This is a genomic window from Bdellovibrio bacteriovorus, from assembly GCF_048286975.1.
Taxonomy (GTDB): domain Bacteria; phylum Bdellovibrionota; class Bdellovibrionia; order Bdellovibrionales; family Bdellovibrionaceae; genus Bdellovibrio; species Bdellovibrio bacteriovorus_H.
Genome location: NZ_JBLVRT010000004.1, coordinates 62,221 through 85,623, shown reverse-complemented (window position 1 = coordinate 85,623; position 23,403 = coordinate 62,221). Strand labels below are relative to the sequence as shown.

23 protein-coding genes are annotated in these 23,403 nt (G+C 50.9%); 9 read left to right on the top strand and 14 right to left on the bottom strand.

The window, feature by feature from the left end:
- Nucleotides 1-143: 143 nt before the first annotated feature.
- Nucleotides 144-1,370: a peptidase T gene (gene pepT, locus ACNQKP_RS13290; RefSeq protein ID WP_417865127.1), complete on the bottom strand. Its 1,227-nt coding sequence runs from the start codon at nt 1,368-1,370 to the stop codon at nt 144-146.
- A gap of 135 nt (nt 1,371-1,505) precedes the next feature.
- Between pepT and ACNQKP_RS13285 the strand changes: the two genes are divergently transcribed.
- Together ACNQKP_RS13285 and ACNQKP_RS13280 are read left to right on the top strand one after the other, a co-directional pair.
- Entirely contained in the window at nt 1,506-2,006 is a 501-nt protein-coding gene (locus ACNQKP_RS13285) for a fascin domain-containing protein (RefSeq protein WP_417865126.1), read from the top strand.
- 12 nt (nt 2,007-2,018) lie between these two features.
- Nucleotides 2,019-3,317, top strand: coding sequence for a hypothetical protein (locus tag ACNQKP_RS13280; protein ID WP_417865125.1), 1,299 nt, complete (start codon nt 2,019-2,021; stop codon nt 3,315-3,317).
- A gap of 3 nt (nt 3,318-3,320) precedes the next feature.
- Here the strand turns inward: ACNQKP_RS13280 and ACNQKP_RS13275 are convergent, their stop codons facing one another.
- Nucleotides 3,321-4,133, bottom strand: a complete 813-nt coding sequence (locus ACNQKP_RS13275) for a hypothetical protein (RefSeq protein ID WP_417865124.1) — start codon at nt 4,131-4,133, stop codon at nt 3,321-3,323.
- Between the two features lie 123 nt (nt 4,134-4,256).
- Between ACNQKP_RS13275 and ACNQKP_RS13270 the strand changes: the two genes are divergently transcribed.
- Nucleotides 4,257-4,637 (top strand): hypothetical protein, encoded by a 381-nt coding sequence (locus ACNQKP_RS13270; RefSeq protein ID WP_417865123.1) that lies wholly within the window; start codon nt 4,257-4,259, stop codon nt 4,635-4,637.
- A 73-nt stretch (nt 4,638-4,710) separates the two neighbouring features.
- Here ACNQKP_RS13270 and ACNQKP_RS13265 read toward each other — a convergent pair whose 3' ends face one another.
- The 7 genes from ACNQKP_RS13265 to ACNQKP_RS13235 all read right to left on the bottom strand — a co-directional run bounded on the left by ACNQKP_RS13265 (nt 4,711) and on the right by ACNQKP_RS13235 (nt 12,940).
- Entirely contained in the window at nt 4,711-6,003 is a 1,293-nt protein-coding gene (locus ACNQKP_RS13265; protein ID WP_417865122.1) for a beta-sandwich domain-containing protein, read from the bottom strand.
- An 80-nt stretch (nt 6,004-6,083) separates the two neighbouring features.
- On the bottom strand, nt 6,084-7,616 hold the full coding sequence (locus ACNQKP_RS13260) for a L,D-transpeptidase family protein (protein ID WP_417865121.1): 1,533 nt from the start codon (nt 7,614-7,616) through the stop codon (nt 6,084-6,086).
- A 163-nt stretch (nt 7,617-7,779) separates the two neighbouring features.
- Nucleotides 7,780-7,974 (bottom strand): hypothetical protein, encoded by a 195-nt coding sequence (locus tag ACNQKP_RS13255; protein WP_417865120.1) that lies wholly within the window; start codon nt 7,972-7,974, stop codon nt 7,780-7,782.
- 103 nt (nt 7,975-8,077) lie between these two features.
- Nucleotides 8,078-9,028, bottom strand: coding sequence for a hypothetical protein (locus tag ACNQKP_RS13250; RefSeq protein ID WP_417865119.1), 951 nt, complete (start codon nt 9,026-9,028; stop codon nt 8,078-8,080).
- A gap of 37 nt (nt 9,029-9,065) precedes the next feature.
- Complete coding sequence (locus ACNQKP_RS13245; RefSeq protein WP_417865118.1) at nt 9,066-9,686, bottom strand: HdeD family acid-resistance protein; 621 nt, start codon at nt 9,684-9,686, stop codon at nt 9,066-9,068.
- Nucleotides 9,687-10,149: 463 nt separating this feature from the next.
- Nucleotides 10,150-11,982: a MutS family DNA mismatch repair protein gene (locus tag ACNQKP_RS13240; protein WP_417865117.1), complete on the bottom strand. Its 1,833-nt coding sequence runs from the start codon at nt 11,980-11,982 to the stop codon at nt 10,150-10,152.
- Nucleotides 11,983-12,067: 85 nt separating this feature from the next.
- Nucleotides 12,068-12,940, bottom strand: coding sequence for a DUF4382 domain-containing protein (locus tag ACNQKP_RS13235; RefSeq protein WP_417865116.1), 873 nt, complete (start codon nt 12,938-12,940; stop codon nt 12,068-12,070).
- 260 nt (nt 12,941-13,200) lie between these two features.
- Here ACNQKP_RS13235 and ACNQKP_RS13230 point away from each other — a divergent pair, with 260 nt between their 5' ends.
- Both ACNQKP_RS13230 and ACNQKP_RS13225 read left to right on the top strand, forming a co-directional pair.
- Nucleotides 13,201-14,694, top strand: a complete 1,494-nt coding sequence (locus ACNQKP_RS13230; RefSeq protein ID WP_417865115.1) for an MFS transporter — start codon at nt 13,201-13,203, stop codon at nt 14,692-14,694.
- A 112-nt stretch (nt 14,695-14,806) separates the two neighbouring features.
- Complete coding sequence (locus ACNQKP_RS13225; protein ID WP_011165296.1) at nt 14,807-14,989, top strand: hypothetical protein; 183 nt, start codon at nt 14,807-14,809, stop codon at nt 14,987-14,989.
- 17 nt (nt 14,990-15,006) lie between these two features.
- Here ACNQKP_RS13225 and ACNQKP_RS13220 read toward each other — a convergent pair whose 3' ends face one another.
- Nucleotides 15,007-15,846: a helix-turn-helix domain-containing protein gene (locus ACNQKP_RS13220; RefSeq protein WP_417865114.1), complete on the bottom strand. Its 840-nt coding sequence runs from the start codon at nt 15,844-15,846 to the stop codon at nt 15,007-15,009.
- Nucleotides 15,847-15,950: 104 nt separating this feature from the next.
- Here ACNQKP_RS13220 and ACNQKP_RS13215 point away from each other — a divergent pair, with 104 nt between their 5' ends.
- Nucleotides 15,951-16,397 carry a hypothetical protein gene (locus tag ACNQKP_RS13215; RefSeq protein ID WP_417865113.1) on the top strand — a complete coding sequence of 149 codons (447 nt, stop codon included), beginning with the start codon at nt 15,951-15,953 and terminating at the stop codon, nt 16,395-16,397.
- Nucleotides 16,398-16,469: 72 nt separating this feature from the next.
- Here the strand turns inward: ACNQKP_RS13215 and ACNQKP_RS13210 are convergent, their stop codons facing one another.
- On the bottom strand, nt 16,470-17,015 hold the full coding sequence (locus ACNQKP_RS13210; RefSeq protein WP_417865112.1) for a hypothetical protein: 546 nt from the start codon (nt 17,013-17,015) through the stop codon (nt 16,470-16,472).
- A 210-nt stretch (nt 17,016-17,225) separates the two neighbouring features.
- Between ACNQKP_RS13210 and ACNQKP_RS13205 the strand changes: the two genes are divergently transcribed.
- Nucleotides 17,226-18,356 carry an AGE family epimerase/isomerase gene (locus tag ACNQKP_RS13205; protein ID WP_417865111.1) on the top strand — a complete coding sequence of 377 codons (1,131 nt, stop codon included), beginning with the start codon at nt 17,226-17,228 and terminating at the stop codon, nt 18,354-18,356.
- Nucleotides 18,357-18,378: 22 nt separating this feature from the next.
- Here the strand turns inward: ACNQKP_RS13205 and ACNQKP_RS13200 are convergent, their stop codons facing one another.
- Entirely contained in the window at nt 18,379-18,660 is a 282-nt protein-coding gene (locus ACNQKP_RS13200; RefSeq protein ID WP_417865110.1) for a hypothetical protein, read from the bottom strand.
- Nucleotides 18,661-18,704: 44 nt separating this feature from the next.
- On the opposite strand from ACNQKP_RS13200, the gene ACNQKP_RS13195 reads away from it, so the two are divergent.
- Nucleotides 18,705-19,370, top strand: coding sequence for a type 1 glutamine amidotransferase (locus tag ACNQKP_RS13195; protein WP_417865109.1), 666 nt, complete (start codon nt 18,705-18,707; stop codon nt 19,368-19,370).
- Here ACNQKP_RS13195 and ACNQKP_RS13190 read toward each other — a convergent pair.
- Both ACNQKP_RS13190 and ACNQKP_RS13185 read right to left on the bottom strand, forming a co-directional pair.
- A complete protein-coding gene (locus ACNQKP_RS13190) occupies nt 19,367-20,698 on the bottom strand; it encodes a hypothetical protein (RefSeq protein WP_417865108.1) in 1,332 nt (443 codons plus the stop codon). The two genes, ACNQKP_RS13195 and ACNQKP_RS13190, sit on opposite strands and share 4 nt — an antisense overlap.
- Nucleotides 20,699-20,849: 151 nt before the next feature.
- Nucleotides 20,850-21,746: a S1 family peptidase gene (locus ACNQKP_RS13185; protein ID WP_417865107.1), complete on the bottom strand. Its 897-nt coding sequence runs from the start codon at nt 21,744-21,746 to the stop codon at nt 20,850-20,852.
- A gap of 126 nt (nt 21,747-21,872) precedes the next feature.
- Here ACNQKP_RS13185 and ACNQKP_RS13180 point away from each other — a divergent pair, with 126 nt between their 5' ends.
- The gene (locus tag ACNQKP_RS13180) at nt 21,873-23,390 is read left to right on the top strand and encodes an acyl-CoA dehydrogenase family protein (RefSeq protein ID WP_417865106.1); all 1,518 of its coding nucleotides are present in this window, start codon (nt 21,873-21,875) and stop codon (nt 23,388-23,390) included.
- Nucleotides 23,391-23,403 lie beyond the last annotated feature (13 nt).

Here is a 23,403-nt window from a genome sequence, read left to right as displayed (position 1 = left end):
TCTTTGGGCTTTCGGACTGTGGGGAATACTTTTATCCCCACTTAAACAAACCCACAACCAGCTTAGAAGCTCTTTTAATGGGCACCACAAACATTAGTAATATCAACAACTTGACGTAAAACCCAAGAATTCTTCTTTTCTGATCAGCGAGCCGCCAACAGACAGATTTTTTCCGCCAGTTCATAGGACTTCACAAAGGACGGAATTGGCAGGAACTCGTATTTGGAGTGAAAATTCAAAGCGCCGGTGAAGAAATTCGGAGTCAAAATTCCCTTCGCGGAAAGTGCCGCCCCATCCGTCCCGCCACGCATGGGGATGACCTTGGGCTCCACGCCGATTTCCTTTAGTCCCGCAAAAATCAGATCAATCGCACGACGGTCCTCACCGATCGCGGAGCTGATATTGCTGTAGGTGTCGGTGATCTTCAGTTGCACCCGGGCTGTCGGGTACTTGGCTTGAATCGATTCCGTGGCCTTTTGCAGTTTCTCTTTTCGTTTCGCAAAAGAGTTCAAATCAAAGTCACGAATCGAGGCTGTCAGTTTGGCCTCCTGCTGGGTGGCGGTCATACCGTTAAACCAGATGTAGCCTTCGCGACCTGCGGTGTTTTCCGGCGTTTCTGCGCGATCAAAAAGGGCCATAAAATCCTGCGCCATCAAAATCGGATTGACCAATACACCCTTGGCCGACATCGGATGGGCTGTCACCCCGGTGAAGGTCATATCAGCCGTCGCAGCGTTGAAGTTCTCATAAACCACCTCGCCCAGTTCGCAACAATCAATGGTATAGGCAAAATCCACATCAAACCGTGAAAGGTCCATCGCCTTAGCTCCCAGCAGGCCGATTTCTTCATCCGGCACAAAGGCCACAACGATGTCACCATACTGCTGATCCTCGCGCAGGTTCGCCAGCAAGGTCATCACCACACTGACGGCGGCCTTGTTATCAGCCCCCAGAACACTGGTGCCATCGCTGAAGATAATGTCCTGCCCTTGATAAGGCTTAATTTCAGGATGCTCGGAAACTTTAAGGTAAATGTTTTCTTTTTTATTCAGGCAAACATCTTCGCCGGTGAATTTTAGAATCTGCGGATGAATGTGCGGACTCAAGCCCACATCCACTGTGTCGATATGAGTGATGAAGCCAATACGCGGGCCGCCCTTTTTGGTCCCCGGCTTCACGGCCGTGACTGTAGCATATTGATCAACCACAATATTCTGCAAGCCAAGGTCTTTCAGCTCCTGCGCAAGAAGCTCTGCCAGCTTTTGCTGGCCCGGGGTGCTTGGCAACGCCAAAGCATTGTCATCACTTTGTGAACTGACTGACAGATAACGAAAGAAACGATCGACCAGTTGTTTTTGAATTTGCATCATAGACATCTACTTTGACACAGGACTCGACCGAGCCGAAGCATTATCTCGACATTTTCCCCAGGTAAATATTGAATCCCTCCGCCGCCTGCTATCAGCTAGTTGCTGAAGAGGTCAGGACGACCCGGGGAGAATCCAATGAATGCAAAAATACTTCTAACCGTATTCTTGTTCACAGGTATGGCGGCGACATCCGCACAAGCGTGCAACGCCCCTGTATCATGTGTGATCAAAACCTATCTTGGAAATTACGTGACTGCCGTCGGTGGTGGAGGACGTGTTACGGATGTCATTCACACGGACGCCACCAAAGTGGGCTCGTGGGAACGCTTCACCCTGGTGGATTCCTGCGACGGAAACTCAGTGATCAACTATGGAATTAAAACCGCGACTGGCAACTATCTGACAGCGGTTGGAGGCGGTGGGCGCATCACTGACGTGATTCACTCCGATGCCACTCAATTGCAGGCATGGGAAAAATTCAAGCTGATTTCTTTGGGTTATGGCGCCTATGCGATCCAGACCATCAGTGGACACTATTTAACTGCCGTGGGTGGCGGCGGACGCATCACCGACACAATTCACAGTGATGCGACGCAAATCCGAAACTGGGAAAAATTTCGAGTTATCTGCCAATAGTGGAGCCATAGCATGAAATTGATACTAATTCTGATCGCGATCGTACTACTCGGATCATCGGGGCATGCAGCTGTATGGACTGACACCAACCAGTGGTCCCCGGAATGGGAAAACCAATACGCGGCCTGGGTGAAAAGTGAATGGAACAGATACTTTTTTTCACGCAGGCTTTTACCCAACGGCCAGTCCAATCCTTATTATGGTCTGCGTGTGGACTGCGCCGACGCGGTTTATTCCATGCGTTTGATATTTTCATATGAACACAGACTTCCTTTTGTCATCAAAGATCCCACTTATTCCGGCGCAAGAATCTCGAACAAAATGAGCCGTTGGGATCGTCAACGCGAAATTGATCGCGTGCGAAGCTTCCTGCTTTATATACATGAAACCACCAGCACCCGGTCTTTACCGGGTGATACCTATCCCGTGGCCATCAGCCGCAAAACCATCCGCTCTGGGGGAATCCTCGCCACCACAGCGGTGAATCACCATTCGTGGACCATCAAAGAGATTCTGCCCATCGGCGTTCCGTACCTGGTTTACAACTCGGTAGTGGGCTCTCACTCGGGGTTCACCATGCAGGAAAGAAAATCATGGCCCAATGCCAACTGGGTTTTTGAGGGGGACTACAGTTCTTCCAGTGGAGCAGGCTTCCGGAATTGGCGCCCGATCTCAAGTCTCAGCCGTCCGGTGTGGGAGGTTCCTGGATACAGCACCGAACAGTTCCAGATTCCTTTGCAAAAATGGACAAAGACCCTTCAATCCCGCTTGGCCACCCAGCAGGAGGACGACACTGACTTGATCAATCGTCTGGTCGATAACGTCTGCGTTGGCTTTAAGGACCGCGTTTCCTATGTCAATGAAGCCCTGTCTTACAAGCGCCAGTACCCGGCTTGCATGTCCTATGAAGCCTTTGACACCTATTCGTCACCCAGCCGGGACGAACGAATTTTCGATGATCTGGTGCTGCTAAGACGTTCATACAAAGAGATCCTTCAGCGCAATGAGGGGCGAGGTCTCACCCCCGAACAGAAGGCTGAACTGGCAAAAGTATTTCCTTTCATAAATCAAAGTACCGCCAGCGAGGCCCGCCAGATGCAGCCGCAAAACATCACGGCTGATTCAGTCTGTGTGGTGAATTATCTCGGCAGTCGCAGCATGGACATGGCGGAATTCAAACGCCGGCTGTTTTTAGGCTGGCTTTCAAACAACCCCAATGAGCGCGGTGAATACCGCTGGGGCGTGCTGCGGGGCCCGTCGGACCACGCCCGCTACTGTCCGTCCTGGGGTGGCTGGTCACCAAGCCTGTGAATGCTAACCTTTGACGGGACCTTTGTGCAAATTGACGTTGAATGAAATCACTTCAGAGTTATAGCTGACATCAACTTCATCTGCAGAGCGAATTGTCTGAAACAGCAGTTCCAGATGCCCCAGCAGGATATCACCTTGACGCGGGGAAATTCGTTTGAAGAAAGAACCGCGCTTCACTTTTTCCAGCTTAAAGAACGCAGCACGTTCCTGATCATATACATCCAGCAGGGTGTAGATCTTTTTAATCGATTCAGTGCCAGCTTTCGGGAAAACAAACTCCGGGAAGGTCGCAGTGAGCTTGTCACCCTCCTCCACCAGCAGCTTTACATCCTGCAAATCCCGCAATGCAGTCTCCAGGTCCGCAAAGTCATAGGTTTCAATCTGCGCTCTGGTCAATGGCGCCCGCGCCAATGTCAGAAGCAAAAAAAGAAAATAGTGATCCCGTGTCCGGCCCACTTTGGAAACCTGCCGTTCAGTCAATTCCTGCTGAAAACCTTTTAGGGAGTTTTTTCCCGTGGCCTTGGAAACCGGCCTCACTTCTGTACTCGGGGAAATAATGCGGTCCATCTGCTTGGGGAAGAGCTGACGGCAATAGGCTGCGACCAATTGATCCCCATCGGCCTGGGGTAACAAGGCCGCCAGCTGATTGATCACCTTATCCGAAGGAGCAATCTGCCCGCCCTCGATCTTCATATAGTAAGAGTAGTTGAAAACAAGGTCGACCCGCCCCTCCAGGGCCATATAAAAAGACCGGGCACTGAGATAGCCCATCTTTTTCCGAATTGATTTAAGGGTTCCACCGACTGTTTCAGCCATGCATCTCTTATCGGTAGAATGTCTACAAATTTGAGAGATGCATTGCCGTCTCATTTTGATATAGAAAATCAACCATCAAAACAAACAGATCCCCCACCGGGATCGAACACATGGGGAATAGCAATGAAAAAAATTATGATTGCAATGGGGCTGCTTCTTTCTGCTCAGAACGTATGGGCTTTACAAGACACCAAAGGGGTTCAATGCGAGGCCCGCGTGGCCCAGATTACCAAGGCCTACTTCAATGTTGTGGACACGTCCAACCGCTTCGACTTTGTATTGAGCAAAAAGGACAAGATCGAAGTGACATCCTATGATGTCCTGACGCCAGGGTCCTACAATCAAGAATATGCCGCAGAGCTGGTCATCAAGTTTGACCGATCCAACCGCTACGCTCCGGAAAAAGATCAAAAGCTGCGCCTGAAACTGACCGGTGAGTTTGACTGTGACTATCTGAGAGTTCGCAGCATCAAATCCCTGGGCGGGGTTGAACGCGTCGACTAAACCCGTAGGACCAAAATAGAAAAAGCCAGATCCCCAAAGATCTGGCTTTTTCTGTTTTTAGGCTTCCCGCTTCTTAATAGAACATCGGGTGACCGAACGTTTCTTCAGACAAGATATTCAGATAGCGCATGGCCACGGCCTGAGGGAACTCGTTGTTCGAGTTGTATTTGGCCTGATACTCTACGATCAACTGATACTTCTGCTCGATATCCATCATTTTGACTTCCACTTTCAAGGCCTGCTCGGCAATCATGAACGCGTAAGCACTCATGTTCTTGTTGGTGTCTTTCAGGAAGTCGCCGTCTTTGCTGCCAACGTACATTTTGTAGTACTTGGTGCCTTCAGCATCAGCTTCACGGAAGGTCATGTTGGCCGCTGCCAATTCCTTACGATACTGATCCGGGGCATAGTCACGCACCTTGGCCATCATTGTTGCGAACAAGGCACGGCCTCTTGCATCCGCAGCCATGGACTGATGCTTCTTCGCAAAATCCGTAGCCATTTTGATCAGCTCTGCACTTGGGAACTTTCTGCATGGCAATTCGTTTTGAATGGACACAATCAGCATGTCATAGGTGCCCGTCAGCAGCGATTTATATGCTGGCTCCGACACTCCACCGCCTCGAACGGCATTGTACTGATCCACGAAGAAATTCATCAGCGTCAGAATATAAGGAGTCGACGTGTACGTGCCCCCCGTATTCATGGTCGCAATAAAGTCCTTCACCTGGTCTCTCAGCTGGTTGCCAGCGAATTTCTCCTGCACAGAGCCCGGTGCTGCGGCCTCTGCCCGCCCCACCCAAAGCTGCACAGGATCCAACTTGTCCTTCAAAAGCGCATCAAGATTGCGCTTGCATGAAAAAGCCGGAATGCGAGAGCCCAGCGCCAATCGTGGCGCTTCTTTGGTTGAGAAGGCTTTGATTTCCAAAGCCGCTTCCCCACCCATGGCTTCAGTCAGAATTTCGATTGCTGTAATGCCGGTTTTGGTCTGGAAGATCTCGGAACTGATCGGAGCCATTGGCTCGTCCAGATTCACCCCCATCAACTGGCGCACAGGAACTTTTTCATTCTTGTCAGTCACCAGCGACACAGAATAGATTTTCATACGCCCCAGTTTCGATTTCGCCTCGATGCGCACCAATGGCAAAGTCTTGATCAGATCCAGACGGTACAGATCTCCGCCCTTTTCACGTGTCACCTGATCAATGCGCCCCACACCCTCATACTGAGTCTCACCTGGAGGAGGTGCAGGCTGAGACGGAGGTGCCGGTGGTTTTGGAAGATCCGGCTTATTACCCGCCTCGGGTGCCGCAAAGCTGAACTGCGCCCCTGCTAAAACGAACAAGAGTACTCTACTCAGTAACATTTCGAACCCCTTTCACTATTGTGATATATCGTTGTTAAGTTTTCCTGCTTCTTTTCGCCCAACCGGGCATGTATTCACCTCTAAAAACGTCCATCCAAATACCGCAGAACCGCATTGTTCTGCCCATAAATATCGTCCACAAAACGCACCACTTCGTCCGAGTTCATCATCGAAGTTAAATACGCCGTATACACCGGCAAGCGCTTGTAAGACGGCACCGGGATCTCTGTGGGTTTAGCCACGACCTCCCCCGGACGAGCCATCATCGATGCGATGGTCTGTCGGTCCCATGGAGTGTCCTCCAAAAGGTATTCCGCCAGATCCAGCGGCTTTTCCAACCGCATGCAGCCCGAACTGAGCTGGCGCATCGGTGTATCAAACAGCTCCCGCTGATTCGTATCATGCAGATAAATCGCAAAGCTGTTGGTCAAATCAAACTTCAGCACCCCCAGAGCATTCCCCAGATGCGGCAACTGGCGAATGATGATGTCAGGATCCACCGTCCCGGCAGCGATCCCCTTCCAGTCAATGGTCGTCGGATCCACTTTGCGGCGGAATCCCCCGACCCAGGCTTCATAGTGGTGAGAATCAAAATATTCACGAATCTGCTCGGGACTCAGCTCCTTCAGGTCATTGACCTTGTCTTCATAAAAGATCGTCGGTGGCACGACCCAGTACGGGTTAATGATCACGTTGGTGATCTCATCACGCATGGTCGGCGACTTGCGTGACGGCCGGCCATTGATCGTACGGAAGCTCATAACCCGGGTCCATTCTGTTGCCTGATCCATCATGATGAAATACGACATCGCCAGGTTCACGAAGATGTACTTTTTCTCGAAGTACTGCGGGAACCAGCGCATCTTTTCCATATCCACCTGAATCTGCCGCACCCGATCCATGCAGGACACACTCAGGAAGGACCACACCTTTCCTTTGGGCGAGATCTCGCCGTCCGGCTTAATCCGCATGTTCCATTGAATATCAGTCACAGCTTTCAGCAGGTCGCCATCAAAACGATCATCCATGCTCTTCATCGGATATCCCAGCAACGCCAGACGGTTTTTGATCTCGCGGATCACCGGATGCACTGAATACAAACGCAGAGGCGTCGTCAGCGGCACAATGTCCTGCCAGGTTCCATCAATACAGTGTGGATAGATCTTCTGCATCGCGGCCTGCACACCTATATAAGGTGCATTTTGCGGTGCCACCAGATCCACAAAGCTGTGGGCATCATTCCCCGCAGCCAAAGCAATCATTTGAAACTGTTTGGGCGTCAAAAAATCCCGTCTGACCAATTTGACGTCCCGACCGGCATTCACCGGATCCACACTGCCAATTTGCAGATCACGCAACATACGCAAAAAAGCCTGATTCGCCTGGGGACGCAGAGTCTTCTCAAGATTCCCCCCGTTGCGATACAAAGTTTCAAGACGATCATTCCAGTAAACTTTCGGGTTCAAACCATGTTTCCAGATTCCCAAAGAGGCCTGGCGCATTTCCGCAAGACTGAGTTGGCTTAATGCCGAGCTATAGTCGACGGCTGCGTTTGCTGTCGTGGAGACAAGCACAAAAAAAGTCAGAACCAGTGACGACAGTGCCACTCGCATGATGTATCCCTCCTTGGATGATCAAGTTGATAGGCTATTGGTGCCGTTTGATTCTGAACGTTTTATTTTTGGTTGCTAAAGAGAATATGTGACAGTTGCCCAAAATCAGTTGGACAACGAATGGATGCGTGGCGCTCAGCACGAGTGGCAAGCGCGGGCGATGTTACTGTTCAGATTTCTTCTGTGGACGCAGATCTTCCACCGAGGTTTTAGTTTCACGACGTACCGGCTTGTGGCGGGGCTCTTTTTCCTCGTAGAAGTCCCCTAACAGACGGCGCATAGGCATTTCATCCATGGCTTTGAGGAAATCGTAAAACTGCACCACGCGATTTTTCAGTTGATTGAGCTTTCGGATCATTCTCACCCCTTCATGGTCAGGAACGTCCTCTCAGTCTAACTGTCGTTGCGCAATTTCAGCGAATTACATCTGGCAAGTCACAGGAACTGGACTGATTTCAGGATCAAAGACCGAAGTAATCAAACACCCGATAAACAAAGAAAAACTCAGTATCTTCAAAGTCCAGTGGGTCTTCGGGCAAATACAAAGCATCTTCTGTTGAGTCGGCATGCATTTTTTGAAGTTTCGTCGCAGCCGTCTGCCAGTACCGATCCTGCCACAGTGGATTCGTGACCCGGGTGAAAAGCTCACTCAATTCAAGACCGCGGCGAACGGCATCTTTGTTCATCTTTTTCTGACCTGGCAGAACATAATCCACGGCTTTGAGAATGTCTTCGGGATTGATCATTTCCAGCAGATAGTAAGTTGAAACAAACATAGCCAGTAAATACTGACGGTATTCCGATTTGGACTTTTGCATCCAGGCATCTTCCCCGCCTGAACGATAAATGACTTTCATGCGCTCGTAAGCCGGTGAAAGCTTTTTACCCAGCTGGTCTCCCAAAGCCAGATCCAAAGTCACCACCAGGCTTTCTGCAAAATTCAGATAGCGGCTGATATCCCGCTGTTCCGCAGGGGCTGGCGGCAACAGACGCCAGATCACACGGTGATTCTGTTCATGGAAAAGCGATATCTCGTTAAAGCGCATCAAGGACTGAATCTCGTTCAGCGGATCGGCCACCTCGTGGTGGAAATCCCGGAACCATACAAGCTCTGGTGCCGTCGGCGTGAACTCGATATTGTCCTTGAAAAGATCCTGCGCACTGAGAGAACGCATCGTTGAACACACACGGGCGCTGAATGTGCCGCCCAACGAAAGATAAAGCTCGCGGCTTTTTCGGTAAACCGCGCTGGCGTTGAGCATCGCCCCATCAAAAGGATAATCTTCCAGCAGCAGTTTTGCATGCTTGCGGGAAACAGGCTGCTCGCCCAGGATTTGCAGATCCTTGACGAAATGATTGACCTCTATTTGCGCCTCGGTCAGAGGCTTTTTGGTGCTTGTGCGTTTTGCCATGAGGCTACAATAATGCAGCCCCCTGTCGTTTTTCAACTTAATGTAGCGGCGGCGTGCGAGAATCCTCGTCACGGTCCCGTTCATAGTGACGGCGATCCACCTTCGTCATCTTGGAACTGTTATAACCCGCTTCACGCAGGTCCTCGCGCACCTCTTTGATAGAAATACCCAGTCCCATGGTGGCAATCCCTGCCGCAACCAAATCCACACCGACCAGCGTCCCAATAGTCCAGAATGCCGACACCGGGAACGTCGCCAGAATCAATCCCCCCAAAAGAAGAGAGATCAATCCACTGCCCGCGAACCAGCCCCAGCCCAGAGCCCGCTCGGTCACGGCACCGATAAACTTCGTCAGCCCGCTGGCGATCAGCAGGAAGCTCACTGCCAAGGTCAGCCCCAGAGTGTTTTCAATCGGGTTTCGAGCAATCAAAGCAGCACACACCAATGCCAGACACCCCAATCCCAAATGAGGCCACAGCTGCCCATCCTTACGCCCTTGAATACCGTACACAATCTGAGCAACCCCGACGCAGAACAAAACCACCCCCAGGACCATCACAGATGCCAAGGTCGCCGCCGAAGCAAACGCCAGGGCCGTGGCCCCGAGAATCAGATACACACATCCCAAAAAAATAAGCTGAGTTGATATTCTTCTCATCGCAGACCTCCCGCTTTTTCCCCAATATAGCAATGGCTGTGAGCGCGGTATTGCAGATTGTTGACACTGTCTCCACGACCAGGACATTCAATTTTCATCAGACGCAGACACTTTTTGGGTGGTTTAGGAAGGATCTTGCAGGCCGCAGAGAGGCCTTCGCGGGGCCTGGATGGCCCTCCGCCGCAGGCGGAAGCGACGAGGCAGGATGCCGTGCCGAACGAAGCGCAGGCAAGAGCCTTCCCCAGCAGCCCTCCCCCAAAATGGAAACGGGCCCCGACCCTTCGGCCAAGTCCCGTCTCGGACGATCCCTTTTGGACTGAAAACTTAAGCTATACAAATTAAGAAAAATCCAAATTTGCGCTTCAACTCCAAAAGTACCGTTTCATTCATAGTATAGCTGAAAACAGTCTTCATAGTGCCTGCGATGCCAACAAGCACTGCTTTTTACCTGAGAAAATTCGGATCAGACTTCATCTACCTTTATACCTTCAGCGGCCATGATTCTTAGGGCGTTGGTCGTAGGACATGGGCCCTGATTCAGATGATAATGGAAGACCATTTTACCGGCGCTGTCGATGTCTTCACGGAAGTGCAGATTCATCACCGACGGACTGCTTTGTTCCAAAACGGTCAGCTCCAGATCGTGAGTGGAAATAAAACCCAGTGAGGTCTTTTCATTGGCCAGGGTTTGAATCACCGCGCGCGATCCAATCTGACGTTCGCGGTTGTTGGTTCCGCGGAAGATTTCGTCAATTAAATACAGCACAGGCGTATCGGTCGCCGCCGTTTGCAAGATGTCGCGCAGGCGACGAACTTCGGCATAGAAATAAGAATACCCGTCACGCAGGGAATCGCTGACTTCAATACAGGTTTCCACTTTCATCGGCACAGTTTGATAGCTGTCAGCAAAAACCGGCGCCCCCATATTGGCCAGGATCTGATTGATCCCCATGGTGCGCAGGAACGTAGACTTGCCTGACATGTTCGATCCCGTCAAAAGCCCCAGTGATTTACTGCGCGGGAATCCGAAGTCATTGGCCACGGCCTTGTTGCGATCCAAAAGAGGATGGAACACCTGCTTGCACTGCAGATTCATCGCCCCACTCAAGACCGGATAAGTTTGTGTCTGGTACTTATCAAAAATCAACAGGGATCCCAACACTTCAAATTCGGAAAGCTCTTCCACACACTGCGGGAAGTCCTTCACCATTTTCTGGCGCAGACGCTCCAGGAAAAACACCGAGGTCACCGTCCACGGCAGCATCGCATTCAGGATGAAATGCAAAATCGGATTGGTCTGCGTTCCCACGAACCCCAGTACAGTGTCGAGCTTTTGGGAAGTTCGCGAAGGGCGAACCTTATAAATTTGTGCGCACAACTGTGCCAGAGCCGGGCTGCTTTCACATTTCTTTTCAATGGATAAAAACAATGGCGCCAAAGCCGACAGATGGTGTGAAAGCCCCGTGCCTTGCATGAAGGCCCCCCCCACCGATCCAAGGCTGAACAAACTGAGCAGTGGGAATGCCGCAAACAGAATTGTCGGCAGTGCGGTTTTCGTGGTGACTGCAAAAACCAGCAACAACACCGTCAGAACCCACAGCACAAGATTGGCCACGAACAGTTTCACAAACTGCGGACCGACGAAAGAGTTTTTCAAAAATTCTTGAATCTGCAGGGTTGAAAGATTCAGTTCGTTGGAATTAGCCTGAATCCCAAGACGGGTAAAGAACCACGATTGCGGGCGCAGAGCCTGAATTTGCTGCTGTCTTTTCTGCAGCAAGTCCGGATTTAGCGGCGCAACACTCATCCAGTGCAAAAGACGGCGCAAGCCACCTTCAGAGAACGTTTCATCCAGCACAGTCCACAGGGAATGAGATCCAACCAAACCCAGATCGCGAATCATGGGATATTCCGCGGAAGCTTCCTGCGCCTGCTTCCAGCTGCGCCCGGACATCTGCCCCTGACAGCGCTTCTTCTGGCGCACCACAAACTGCTGCAATCTTTGTAAATGCTGCAAATGGCGCGCAATATTGCGAGTGCGAATCACCAGATAAATGAAAACCAAAAGAACAACTGCGGGAACCGCAAAACCGACACGAGCCTCGGCATTCATTGACAATGGAATTAAGCTGGCAAAGAACAGTAGTCCAGAAATCAAGCGCCCGCTTTGATGACGTTGCAGTTTCGCCTGCCATCTTGTCAGCAGTAAATTCAAACGCTGCTCTTTACGATGAAGAGCTTGGGCATTATTCAAAGACTTGGTCATGGTGCCGGGAACGGATGCTGTGTCTGTCATGCCCTAATGATGCCGACCCCACTTCATGCAGGCAACTCCAAAAGAAAAAACCCACCTTCCGAAGAAGGTGGGTTCACGCATATTTTTACAAAAGCTGGCCCAGTTCTTCCTCGGTCACAACCGGATAGTCCTCCCCATCGACTATCGGAGTATAATCCCAACCATCGTCCGAAGGATCGTTCTGTTCCGGCTCAGTCACAAGTTCCTCACCCTCAGTAGACTCACCACCGGAGGCATCTCCGCTGCCAGTTTCTTCGCCAACGCCTGGCTCTTCTGGTTGTTCAACAACAGGTTCTTCACCACCGCCACTGCTGCCGTCATCACCGCCTCCGGAATCAACCGGTGTCTCCGGCTGAACGATCGGAGTTTTGAAAGCCGACTTCAGCTTCAAAACAGGCTTCAGCAGACAGCCGCCATTCCCCTGCACAACTACTGATTTAAGCGCGTCGAAGTCCACCACAATATTGTAGTGATGACCGGCCTCAAACTGCACTTTGTTCGTCAGGATGATTTTCACACCCGTTTTCTGGGCGCTGGGCGTTTTCAATTCACAGATGGAATCATCACCCTTCACGGCATAATGTCCGGATGGCTTCAAAACCAGACGAATCTGCTGAATGCGGATTCCGGCTGGCGCTTCCACATCCTGCAAAGGAAGAGTCACTCCATTTTGCAGTTGCAGTAGATCCACCGGCCCCAGGCCCTCTGCCAGAATCAACCTTCCAGCCTTGCCTGCTCCGGCGACCACAACCTCCATGTGATCAATATCGACCACCACGGACTTCAAGTCCTTGTTCGGCGCATCGGTCAGTTTGAAGCTGACTACAGCCTTCTCCGCGTTGCTCTGTCCCAGCCCTGAGGCTGACGAGTCCGACGGGGACTCTGACACTTTCTGACTGCAAGCGGCGATTACCACCATCGCGCCAAGACTTACTGTCTTCATGAACATATTTTTCATACTACCCTCCTGGCAGAATCTTTCCCTCAATGTACACCCCACGGCCAAAAAATCCTAAATTGCCCGAAGTGGTCCATTCATTCTGAGAGCGCTGTCAACGACTTGGACAGTTTTCTTAAGATTTAAGCCTTCCGTAGGAGTGAAGAAAATGCCCCCAATCCCCCCGGTGGATTTCGTAGATCCATTCATATTGCAACCTATCGTTTGCCAAGCGGAAGTTTTAGTCCTACTGTGGCCGCATTCAATGAATCGGAGACGCCATGGCCCTTTTACTCGTGAGCATCTGTCTAGCCGCCGTCATCTTTCTGTATTTCAATAACAACCCTCTGAATCACTCGAAAAAATTTATCTTCAGGCGCTTCGTCAACTGGTTCCCACTGGGCATGAGCTATGCCTTCCTGTACATGGCCCGCTACAATCTGAATGTGTCAAAGAACGCCATGGGCGACATGATGACCAAAGAACAGTTCGGGATCATCTTTGCCGCCGGAACCATCGTTTACGGTTTGTCATTTCTGATCAACGGCCCTCTGGTCGACCGCATCGGCGGAAAAAAGGGCATCATAATAGCCACACTGGGTTCAGCCTTGATGAATCTGTTAATGGGTGGCGCTACGTATCTCTATTTAATGGGCCGGTTGAAAACCAATATGGTCGTGGCTTTCTCGCTTCTGTATGCCTTGAACATGTTCTTCCAAAGCTATGGTGCTGTTTCCATCATCAAAGTGAAAGCCTATTGGTTCCATGTGCGCGAGCGCGGGGTCTTTGGCGCAATCTTCGGCACCTTGATTTCATTCGGTGTCTATTTTGCCTTCGACTGGGGTCAGGCGATTGTTGATGCGTCAAAACTAAATCCCGAGGGCCCACGCACCGCTTTCCAGAATTTTATCCAGCATATCTTTGCCATCGACACCGGAGCAACCGATGCGACTTGGCTGGTCTTCACCATTCCGGCCTTCATCCTGATTGTCTGGGCCCTGATCGACATGGTTCTATTGAAGGATTCCCCGAAAGAAGCCAACTTCGATGAACTCGACACCGCTGATGCGTCCTCGGGTGATGATGAAGATGTCAAAATCACCATGGGCTTGATCTTTAAAAAGGTTTTTGCAAATCCGGTGATGATCACCATCGCTCTGGTGGATTTCACTTCGGGGGTTTTGCGCAACGGGATCATGCAGTGGTACCTTATCTTTGCAAATGAAACCAAACAGACCAACCCGGCGTTCTATGCGGGGTCTGAGTTCTTTATCAAGAACTGGGGTCTTTTACTGTGCCTGACCGGAGTTCTGGGTGGCTTTATCGCGGGCCTTGTTTCAGACCGGATGTTCCAGTCCCGTCGCGGGCCTCCGGCCGCGATCAACAACTTCATCATGATCTTCCTTTTGATCGCAATGTGTTTCTTCCTGACGAAAAATCCAACCATGTTCGGCCTGGCAGCCGTACTGATGACCCTGGCGGTGATCGGTGTGCATTCCCTGATGTCCGGGACAGCGGCCGCGGATTTTGGTGGCAAAAAAATGACGGCGACGGCTTCAGGTATTGTTGATGGTTGCGTGTACCTGGGTTCAGGTCTGCAATCACTTTCCATTGGTTATCTGTCGGCGAAGAACTGGCACTACTGGCCTCTGTTCCTGATCCCGTTTGCCGTGCTGGGGTTGATCCTGGCCTTACGCATGTGGAAAGAGCTGCCTGAAGCCACCAAGAAATACATTCTGGAGGTCGAAAAGGCCGAAGCCCAGAAACAGCATTGACTCTCTGGTCCAAAGACGCTTTTTGTTACCTTTGTGCTAGTGATTGTGAAGCCCGTCTCTGGTAAAAAGCTCTGAATTGTTCTATATTAAAGGCAGCAAAAGGAGTTTTATCATGGAATTATGGTTTGTACTTGGATTTTTGGCAGTTGCCGGAATCTCCGTGATCATCTACTTCTGCCTTATGGTGTTCTTCCCTGAATGGGTTGGTATCACAGGCAAGATCGCCCTGCGTGCCGAACAAAGCCATCGCGAAGGTGAATCAGAAGACACTGGCAACACTCCTATCAAAGGCTAGGTCGCAATTCTTGCGACCTAGTTGTTTTTATCCCTGAAGGCCCCCGGACTATATCCCGTTTTCGCCTTAAAAAACCGACTGAAATAATTCGGATCCTGAAACCCCAAAGTAAGACCCACTTCGGCCACCGGCATGGATGTGTATCCCAGATAGCGTTGCGCCTCGAGCAAACAGCGATCGTGAATCATTTCGCGCGCTGACTTTCCCAACAAGCGATGCACCCGCATGGTCAGGGCTTTGGGCGAAAGCCCCAGTGCCTTGGCGTAAAATTCAACGTTGTGCTGTCGATTGAAATTCAATTCAATCAATCTTTCAAAATCGCCGAGGAAAGCCCCTTCACTTTTTTTGACCGCTGTTCTGCCGGAAAGACGGAACAGTGACAGAATCAGAATATTCAAATGACTCTTCAAAGCACTGCTGTACCCGCGATCACGCGAAGCAAACTCGCCGCACATCTTTTCACAATGGAAATAGAATTCCTTCTGCTGCGATGCTGAAGACATCTTCAGGTGTTCAGGCAGTTCATGCAGGTTCTGGAACAACTCCCGGTCCATGGCATCCAGACTTAAGGATTCGACGTAAAACTCAATCACATAACCCTTGGCGCCCTGCAGATCCCAACGGTGCACCTGCCCCGGCTTTACAACAAAGACGGCCCCGGCCTTGATAGGATAGGTTTCAAAGTCGATCTCATGCTGACCTCGGCCACCAGCCACAACAACGACCTGAAAAAAATCATGACGATGAGGAAAAGGTACCGCCGGTTTCACGCGGCCTTCCAGACGCTCGGCGCGAATGTCACCGCGTTCAGCTTTGACCACTCCCAAAGACTTCATGGGGTAAAGTGTGGTTACCATGTCAAATCACTCCTCATTGTAAAACCTCACAGAACCGGGTTTTATTTTGTCCGACTTATCATAACCCCGGTATAAATTCTCATCAACCAATGGAGGGTATCACAATGAAAAAGTATTTTTTATCTGCAGCAATGATCCTAAGCGCCGCAAGCCCCGCTTGGGCCGCCGAACTGACACCGGGAAATCTGGTGGGACGCTACAAAGTGGAGGCCCGCGCCGGGTTCCAGAAAGTTTATGCGAATTTCCGCGTCGTCAACACAACCGAATTCGAAGTTCAAAGAACTTATCCCAATGGAAATGCGGATGAGGTCTGCAACGGCACTTTCAATCTTCTCAGCAGCGTCAGCTGGGATGAAGAGTTCCTGATCCTGGCGGCGAAAAAGAACTTCAAAGGCTCTTTCACCTGCCCAAGTGACCGTTCCAAGGAAATCAGTTTCAATATCGACTTTGGCACCACCACCACGGACGATCTGGCTCGCGGCACAAGCGTCAGCCTGACCAGCTCTATCGCTCCGGGCATGCGCTTGAATGCTTACGTGAAAAAGCAGTAGTTTCGACAATCCATCAAATAAAAAAGGCGCCCTCTTTCGAGCGGCGCCTTTTTAGTTTAAGCCCGTCTTAATTTAGATAGGCTCTACTTCCGGCTCAGAGATCGCTTCGATATAAAGCTTATCCACACCGACTTGCACGCCGATACCTTTCAGCAGTTGCAAAGAGATATTCATCGCCAGCTGCGGCAGGCCCACTTTCACGGCTGTGAATGCACCCACCCCACCGATGATCGCGGCTTCACCCTGCGCCACCAGGTATTTACCCAGAATCACATCCGGATTCGAGTTGAACAGACTGATTTCAGAAGAAGCACCCTTAAGTTTGAAATAGCCGATTCCCGCAGTTGCGCCAATCCAATGATGTCCGATCGTCACCATCACATCCTGTGTATAGCGAGTTCCCTTGATGCTTTTGCAGTGAAGTGTTCCATAGGCCACAGTTTTGAAATGGCCGACAATAACTTTGATACCTTTGGATGTCCCTTTAAAGGTCATGCCGCAACCCCACAGGCGATTCCCCATGATGCTGGCATCATTGTCCAAGGTCACCGCATCCGTGTTGGCCTGAGCAAATGCTCCTGTCAGACCGATCGCCAAAAACAGAATCAACTTTTTCATACTTTCTTCCTCCTTGTTTCGTACAATGAATTGTCCGTGTTCTCTATTCGGAGGTAATTCGTGGAACTAGGCAAGTCGTCGGACGAAACACATATCTTTACCGGCAAACCCCTGCATTTTCCCACACTTCCTGTGGTAACAGCGGGCTGGACTCCTGTTGTCAGACAGGATATTGTGGACTCTCACATCTAGCTTTATTCCGAGGTACTTATGGTTGAAAACTGCAAGAACTGGCTTTCAAAAGACGTCCTTCCTCTTTGGCTGAACAAAGGGGTTGATTGGGAACGCGGCGGCTTTGTTGAGTCCTTCTCTTTGGAAGGCGAACCTCAGGATGTTCCACGTCGCTCGATGGTTCAGGCGCGCCAGATCTACAGTCTGCGCCTGGGCATGGAGCTGGGTCTTTGTGATCAGGAAAAATCACGCAAAGCCATCGACATCGGCGCAGCCGCTTTGATCCGCAATTACTCACTGCCTTCCGGCGGCTTCATTCACTCGGCAACCAAAGAGGGCGAAGCCAAAAACACCACGCCGGATCTGTATGCCCAGGCCTTTGCGCTGTTCGGACTGGCGCATGCTTATGCCGTAAATCCACTTCCAGAGTACAAAGAGCGTTCCCGCCAGTTGGTTCAGTATCTATACAGTGAACGTCACCTGTCCCAGGGTGGCTTCACCGAACTGACCGACAAAGGTGTGCAGTACGAAGCCAACCCCCACATGCATATGTTTGAGTCTGCCGTTGCGTGGATGGCCGTAGACAGCGATCCCCTTTGGAAAAAATTAGCCGACGAAATTCTGAATCTGTGTCTGACAAAATTCATTGATCCTAAATCCGGCACCTTGGCTGAACACTTCAACGCCGACTGGTCCCCGATTTTGGAAAATGGCAAGTTTGTGTTTGAACCAGGTCATCAGTATGAGTGGGCATGGTTGATGGGACTTTACCAGGGCCTGACCGGCAAGGATCTGACGGCCGTGCGTGAAAATCTGATCGTACTGAGTGAAAAGCATGGTATCTGGAACGAGCGTAAATCCGTGATCGATGAAGTGTGGAGTGACCTGTCTGCAAAAACGAAAACATCCCGCTTCTGGCCTCAATGTGAGCGCATCAAAGCGGTTCTGCAGATGGGTCTGGAAAAGAAAGACCAGCGTGCGCAGTATGCCCAAGCGGCGGATGAAGCGATGGCCACTTTGTTTAAGTTCTTTGAGACTCCACAAAAAGGTCTGTGGTTTGATACCTGGCAGGAAAGCGGTGAGTTCCGAATTCAGCCGGCCAAAGCCAGCTCGCTTTATCACATTATCGGCGCCATCAACGAGTACGTGCGCTATCGCCCAAAACTGTAAGTCAAAACGCAAACCGCCCTTTCTAAGGGCGGTCGATTCTGATCAAAATATCGTCGACGATACTTTCCACCGTCGATCCCCGGGTCATGCCCATGCGGTTTAAAACCACGATACTGAGTCGGTTTTCAGGACAAAGACGCATACAAGAAACAGTGCTCAGATTCCACTCCACATCCGGACGGCGCACTTTCAGCGCCTCTTGAACTTCAGCCAGAAAAAGCTTGCGGGACTCAACAGCGCTTTCAGCTCTGGATTCCGTGGATCTGGCGATGCACCCTGAACAAATTTCAATATTCTGTTTCAAAAAAATCGTCCCCTTTTCCTGAGTTTCTGGCTATAGTGCGTCCCATGCAAGATCTTCTTATTATCCAGCACGAAAATGACACTCCTCCGGGCACTGTTCTGCTTTGGGCGAAACAACAGGGGCTGAAACCCCACGTCTGGAATATCTCCACCGAACCAGCTCCTTTCAAACCTGAAGACATCAAAGCTTTGGTGATTTGCGGTGGCACGATGGACACGTTTGAAGAGGGCAAGCACCCCTGGCTGATTGACGAAAAAGTCTTTATCAAAAAATGTGTGAAACTGGGCATGCCCGTCTTCGGTCTTTGCCTGGGCAGCCAGTTGCTGGCGGAAGTTCTGGGCGGACGAGTGTACGCTGCCGGAAAATGGGAAGTTGGCTTTGTGCCGGTGACCATGAAAGATCAGACCACTCCGTACACACTGAATGTCTTCCACTGGCATCAATGCACTTTCGATCTGCCTCCAGGTGGCGAACTGATGGCGACGAACGACTTCTTCCCAAATCAGGCTTTCCGTTGGGGCACCCATGTGGTGGCCACTCAGTTCCACCCCGAATCCACTTTGGAATGGATCCACGAGTGTGCTGATTCCGTAACGCCGGAACATACAGGAATGGTGCAAACAAAAAAGGAGATGCTCGAAAGCATCTCCTTGCAACAGCCCATGCAGGACTGGTTCTTTAAAACTTTGACTCAATGGTACCAAGTCTAGTGATTGAACACGCGGCCGCACAGACGTGCCGCGCCGACTTCGCGCTGTTGATCCATGGACACCATTTTCAGGAATCCGTTATCCACTGACAGCAATTTGTAATCACGCGTGAAGTAACCCATCTTGTGCTTCACTTTGGTTTCTGGATCTTCGTAAATGCTGCGATCAATCACTGTGCGCGCCGGAATATCCACACCCGTCTGGCGTTTCACTTCCGATTCAAATTCTGCAAAGAAGTCACGGCCCCACTTATCATAGCTGTCCGCAGAAGACTTGTCGTTGCGATAGTCGATCCAGCTTGGCGGCTTGTTTCCGTGCAGGATACCCACGGTCATACCCATGTCGCCTTTCATGATATTGCCCTTTTCCCAGATATCAATGATATCGGTGCGCTTGATCGCCTTGAAGAACTTTTCGTACAGATACGAATCACCGAAGTCGCGCAGAACAATTTTGCCGGTAGGCTTGTTACGCTCATCCAGCTCCACCAGGAAGTTCTGAGAGTGCGGGGAATCATAGCGAATCCCAGTTGCCACAAAGAACTCTGCCAGCGCGCGCGCCAGAGGCTTATTGTAGTTTTCGTTCCAATAAGACGCCGGATCTGAAGAACCGTTGGCTTTTGCCAGCTCGCGGCCCAGGTTTTCGTGCATGATCGAGAAGCCCGGAACATAGCGCTTGCCTGTGCCCGGAAGCTCTTCATAAGAGCGCACGATCATACCCATATCAAAACGTTTGATACCAAAAGCAATCGGTTCATCCAATACGATAGAGTGCTGCAAAGGCGGCTGAGACTTCAGACGCTCAATCACGTAATCAGAAATCTTACGGATCTGGGAAGCATCATCCCAGGTCTGCTTCTTGTCCGCCCAGTAGCCACCGGTGCGGTTCGTGGAGGTCTTCAAAGAAAACTCTGCACCCGTCACCGGGTCCACCAGGATATAGCTGCGTGAAGCGGTCATATAACCTTCGAAATAGGCTTTCTTAACCGGCTCAATGCCATTGCGAAGCAGGAATACGCGCACGGCTTTTTCCCAGCGTGTGTCCTCCGGATTCAAAACCCAGCGCACATACTTTTCGCCGTCACGCTCAAAGGTCAAAGCTTTGACGTAACCGGCATTGGCGTCGATCTTCAGGTCGGATTCCAGAATTTTCAGTGGAATTTCGTAATGATGGATAACTTTCTTTTCATTACTTCGTGTGGCCACCGCATTGGCCTTGGTCTCATACAGAACCAAGTCACGCATCTCGTCGGTGATGGCCAGCGCAATTTGAGACCACAGCATCGATGCAACGACAGCCGAGCCAACAAAAGTCTTGAATACTTTCATCTCAAAATCCTCCACGAAGGTGTTCATGGGGAAGGATTTCAAGTGTTGTTCCAACTCAAGCCTCAAAAAAATGGGGGAACAGCTTGCGCCATCCCCCCATGGAAGTTTTTTGCTTTACAGATGTCAGATTCCTGACAGTCTCAGAATGAGACTATCGCATTTTTGGCATCGTGGCTTTGATCCAGTCAGCATAGTAAACGGCGTTGGTGTAAACACCCACACTGTCACACAAGGCGCTGCCTCGGCTGGTAACACCGAACAAATATAGCTGCCCATCCTGCTCAACGTAAGCCGGACCGCCGGAGTCTCCAGAACAAGTTCCGTGACCTTTGGATTCATCCAGACGCACTTCCGTTTCCTGTACAGAGGAAATCGGTGCATCCGTTTCACGCAAGATCCCGTCACCAAACATCTCAACTTTCAGACAATGTTTCAGGTTCTCATCACAGATCACTTCGCCGTATTCCAGAGCCTCATCCAGGTTTTTAACCTTTTTCGCATCCACAGGCTCTGTCACAACCTCATTTACACCGTAACCAGCCAGATGAACCTTTAGGCCGCGACGAAGAACGCTGTCATCTTTCAAAAGCTGCACTGGCTTGTAGCCCGGCGGCAAATCGCCGCGGAATTTGATCAATGCAATGTCAGCATAATCGGTTTCTTTTTCTTCCTGCTCTTCAGGTTTATAACCACCGTGAATTTTATAGTCCGTCACAGAGCGAGTATAAAGCTGAACGATATCCTGCTCTCGTGCACCCATCAGTTCATCGGCATTAACCCCGAAAACCAAACGAATTTTACCGGGCTTAAGATCCAGCACACAATGAGCTGCCGTCAGGACATAGTTTTCAGCGATGATAGAGCCTGTGCAGATCGCATTGTTCTGCAGATCCATAACGGCAACAATCCCGGACGCCACTTTAGAACCTTCAGAGACCAAAGTTCCGCCCATAATGCCTGAAGAATCTTTGGAATCCACCTGAGGACGAGTAGAAAGTCCACAGGAAGCCAAAACAACGGCCACCAATGCCAATAGAATACGATTCAAATGTGCCTCCCCCAAAAGAGCGGCTCTTATATGTAGAACCTTACGTGACGGCAACACTTTTTTAAAAAAAGGCGAGTTCGCTGACATGTTCTTGAGTTCTCCCTATGAAAGAATAAAATTCAGGGTATGAAAAACTTTTATCAAGACGGTCCACAGCTTTCGAACACGTTCCGCTCCGATGAAACTCTTCAGAAGATTCTGAAGCACCTGCTGCCAGCTGACGCTCAGAAAACAGCGTTGCCTCACCTTGAACATCTTGGCGAACGCGCGGTCACCGACATGCTGGTATGGGCAAAGGAAGCAGAATCTCTGCCGCCAGTTCACGTGCCTTTTGACCCATGGGGTCGAAGAATTGATGACATTCAAACCTCCCAGGGCTGGAAAGCCCTTGAAAAAGTCGCCGCCGAAGAAGGCATCGTCGCCACCGCCTATGACCGTCGCTTTGGCGCGGCTTCTCGCGTTTACCAGATGGCGCTGCTGTATCTGTATTCCCCAAGCTCTGCGATCTTTTCCTGCCCACTGGCGATGACCGATGGGGCGGCACGGGCACTGGAGCTTTACGCCGATGATGACCTGAAAGCCAGAGTGCTGCCTCACCTGCTGTCCCGTGATCCCAAGACATTCTGGACGGCCGGGCAATGGATGACGGAAAGAACCGGCGGATCTGACGTCAGCGGGACTTCCACTGACGCTCACCCGTTCACTGGCACCAGCCAGTTTGGCGCGACCCATTCCCTGCATGGAACCAAATGGTTTACTTCCGCAACGACCTCACAAATGGCGCTGACCCTGGCCCGCCCCGATGGAGCGGCCGCGGGTTCCCGCGGTTTAAGTTTGTTTTTCCTGGAGCTTCGTAACGACAAGGGTGAGCTGAATCACATTCAGATTCACCGCCTGAAAGACAAGCTGGGCACCAAGGCCCTGCCGACGGCCGAGCTGAGCCTGCAAGGAACTCCGGCCCGCATGATTGGCGGAGTGGGCGAAGGCGTGAAACGCATCGCCAGCGTCTTGAATATCACCCGTATTTACAATTCCATTTGCGCTGTCGGCCACATGCGACGAGCCCTGGATCTGGCTCAGGACTATTCCGGCAAACGTCAGGCTTTTGGCAAACTGCTGAAAGATCATCCTTTGCACAAGTCCACTTTGGATTCTTTAGAAACGGACTTCCGCAAATGCATCGCCTTTAGCTTCTTTGTCGCGAATCTTTTAGGGAAAGAAGAAGTCGGAGAAGCTTCCGCTTCCGAAAAAATCCTGCTGCGGGTTCTGACGCCGATTCTGAAGCTTTATACAGCGAAAAAATCCATCCATATTTCCAGCGAGGTCGTCGAGATGTTCGGAGGTGCAGGATACGTGGAAGACACCGGGATACCTCGCCTGCTGCGTGATGCGCAGGTGTTCTCGATCTGGGAAGGCACCACGAACGTGCTGTCGCTGGATATGTTGCGGGCATTCGAAAGAGATCAGGCCGGACAGATTCTGGAGCAGTTCCTGGTTCAGAACGCCGCCGGTTCTGATGAGCTTGCCCGCTTGCAAAAGCTTCAGACCTTGAGTTTGGAGGAGAAAGAAATCCACGCGCGTGAAATCGCGTTCCTGATCGGCAATGCCGTGACCGGCATCGCTATGAAAAAATATTCAATCTAAATACCAGCTGTCC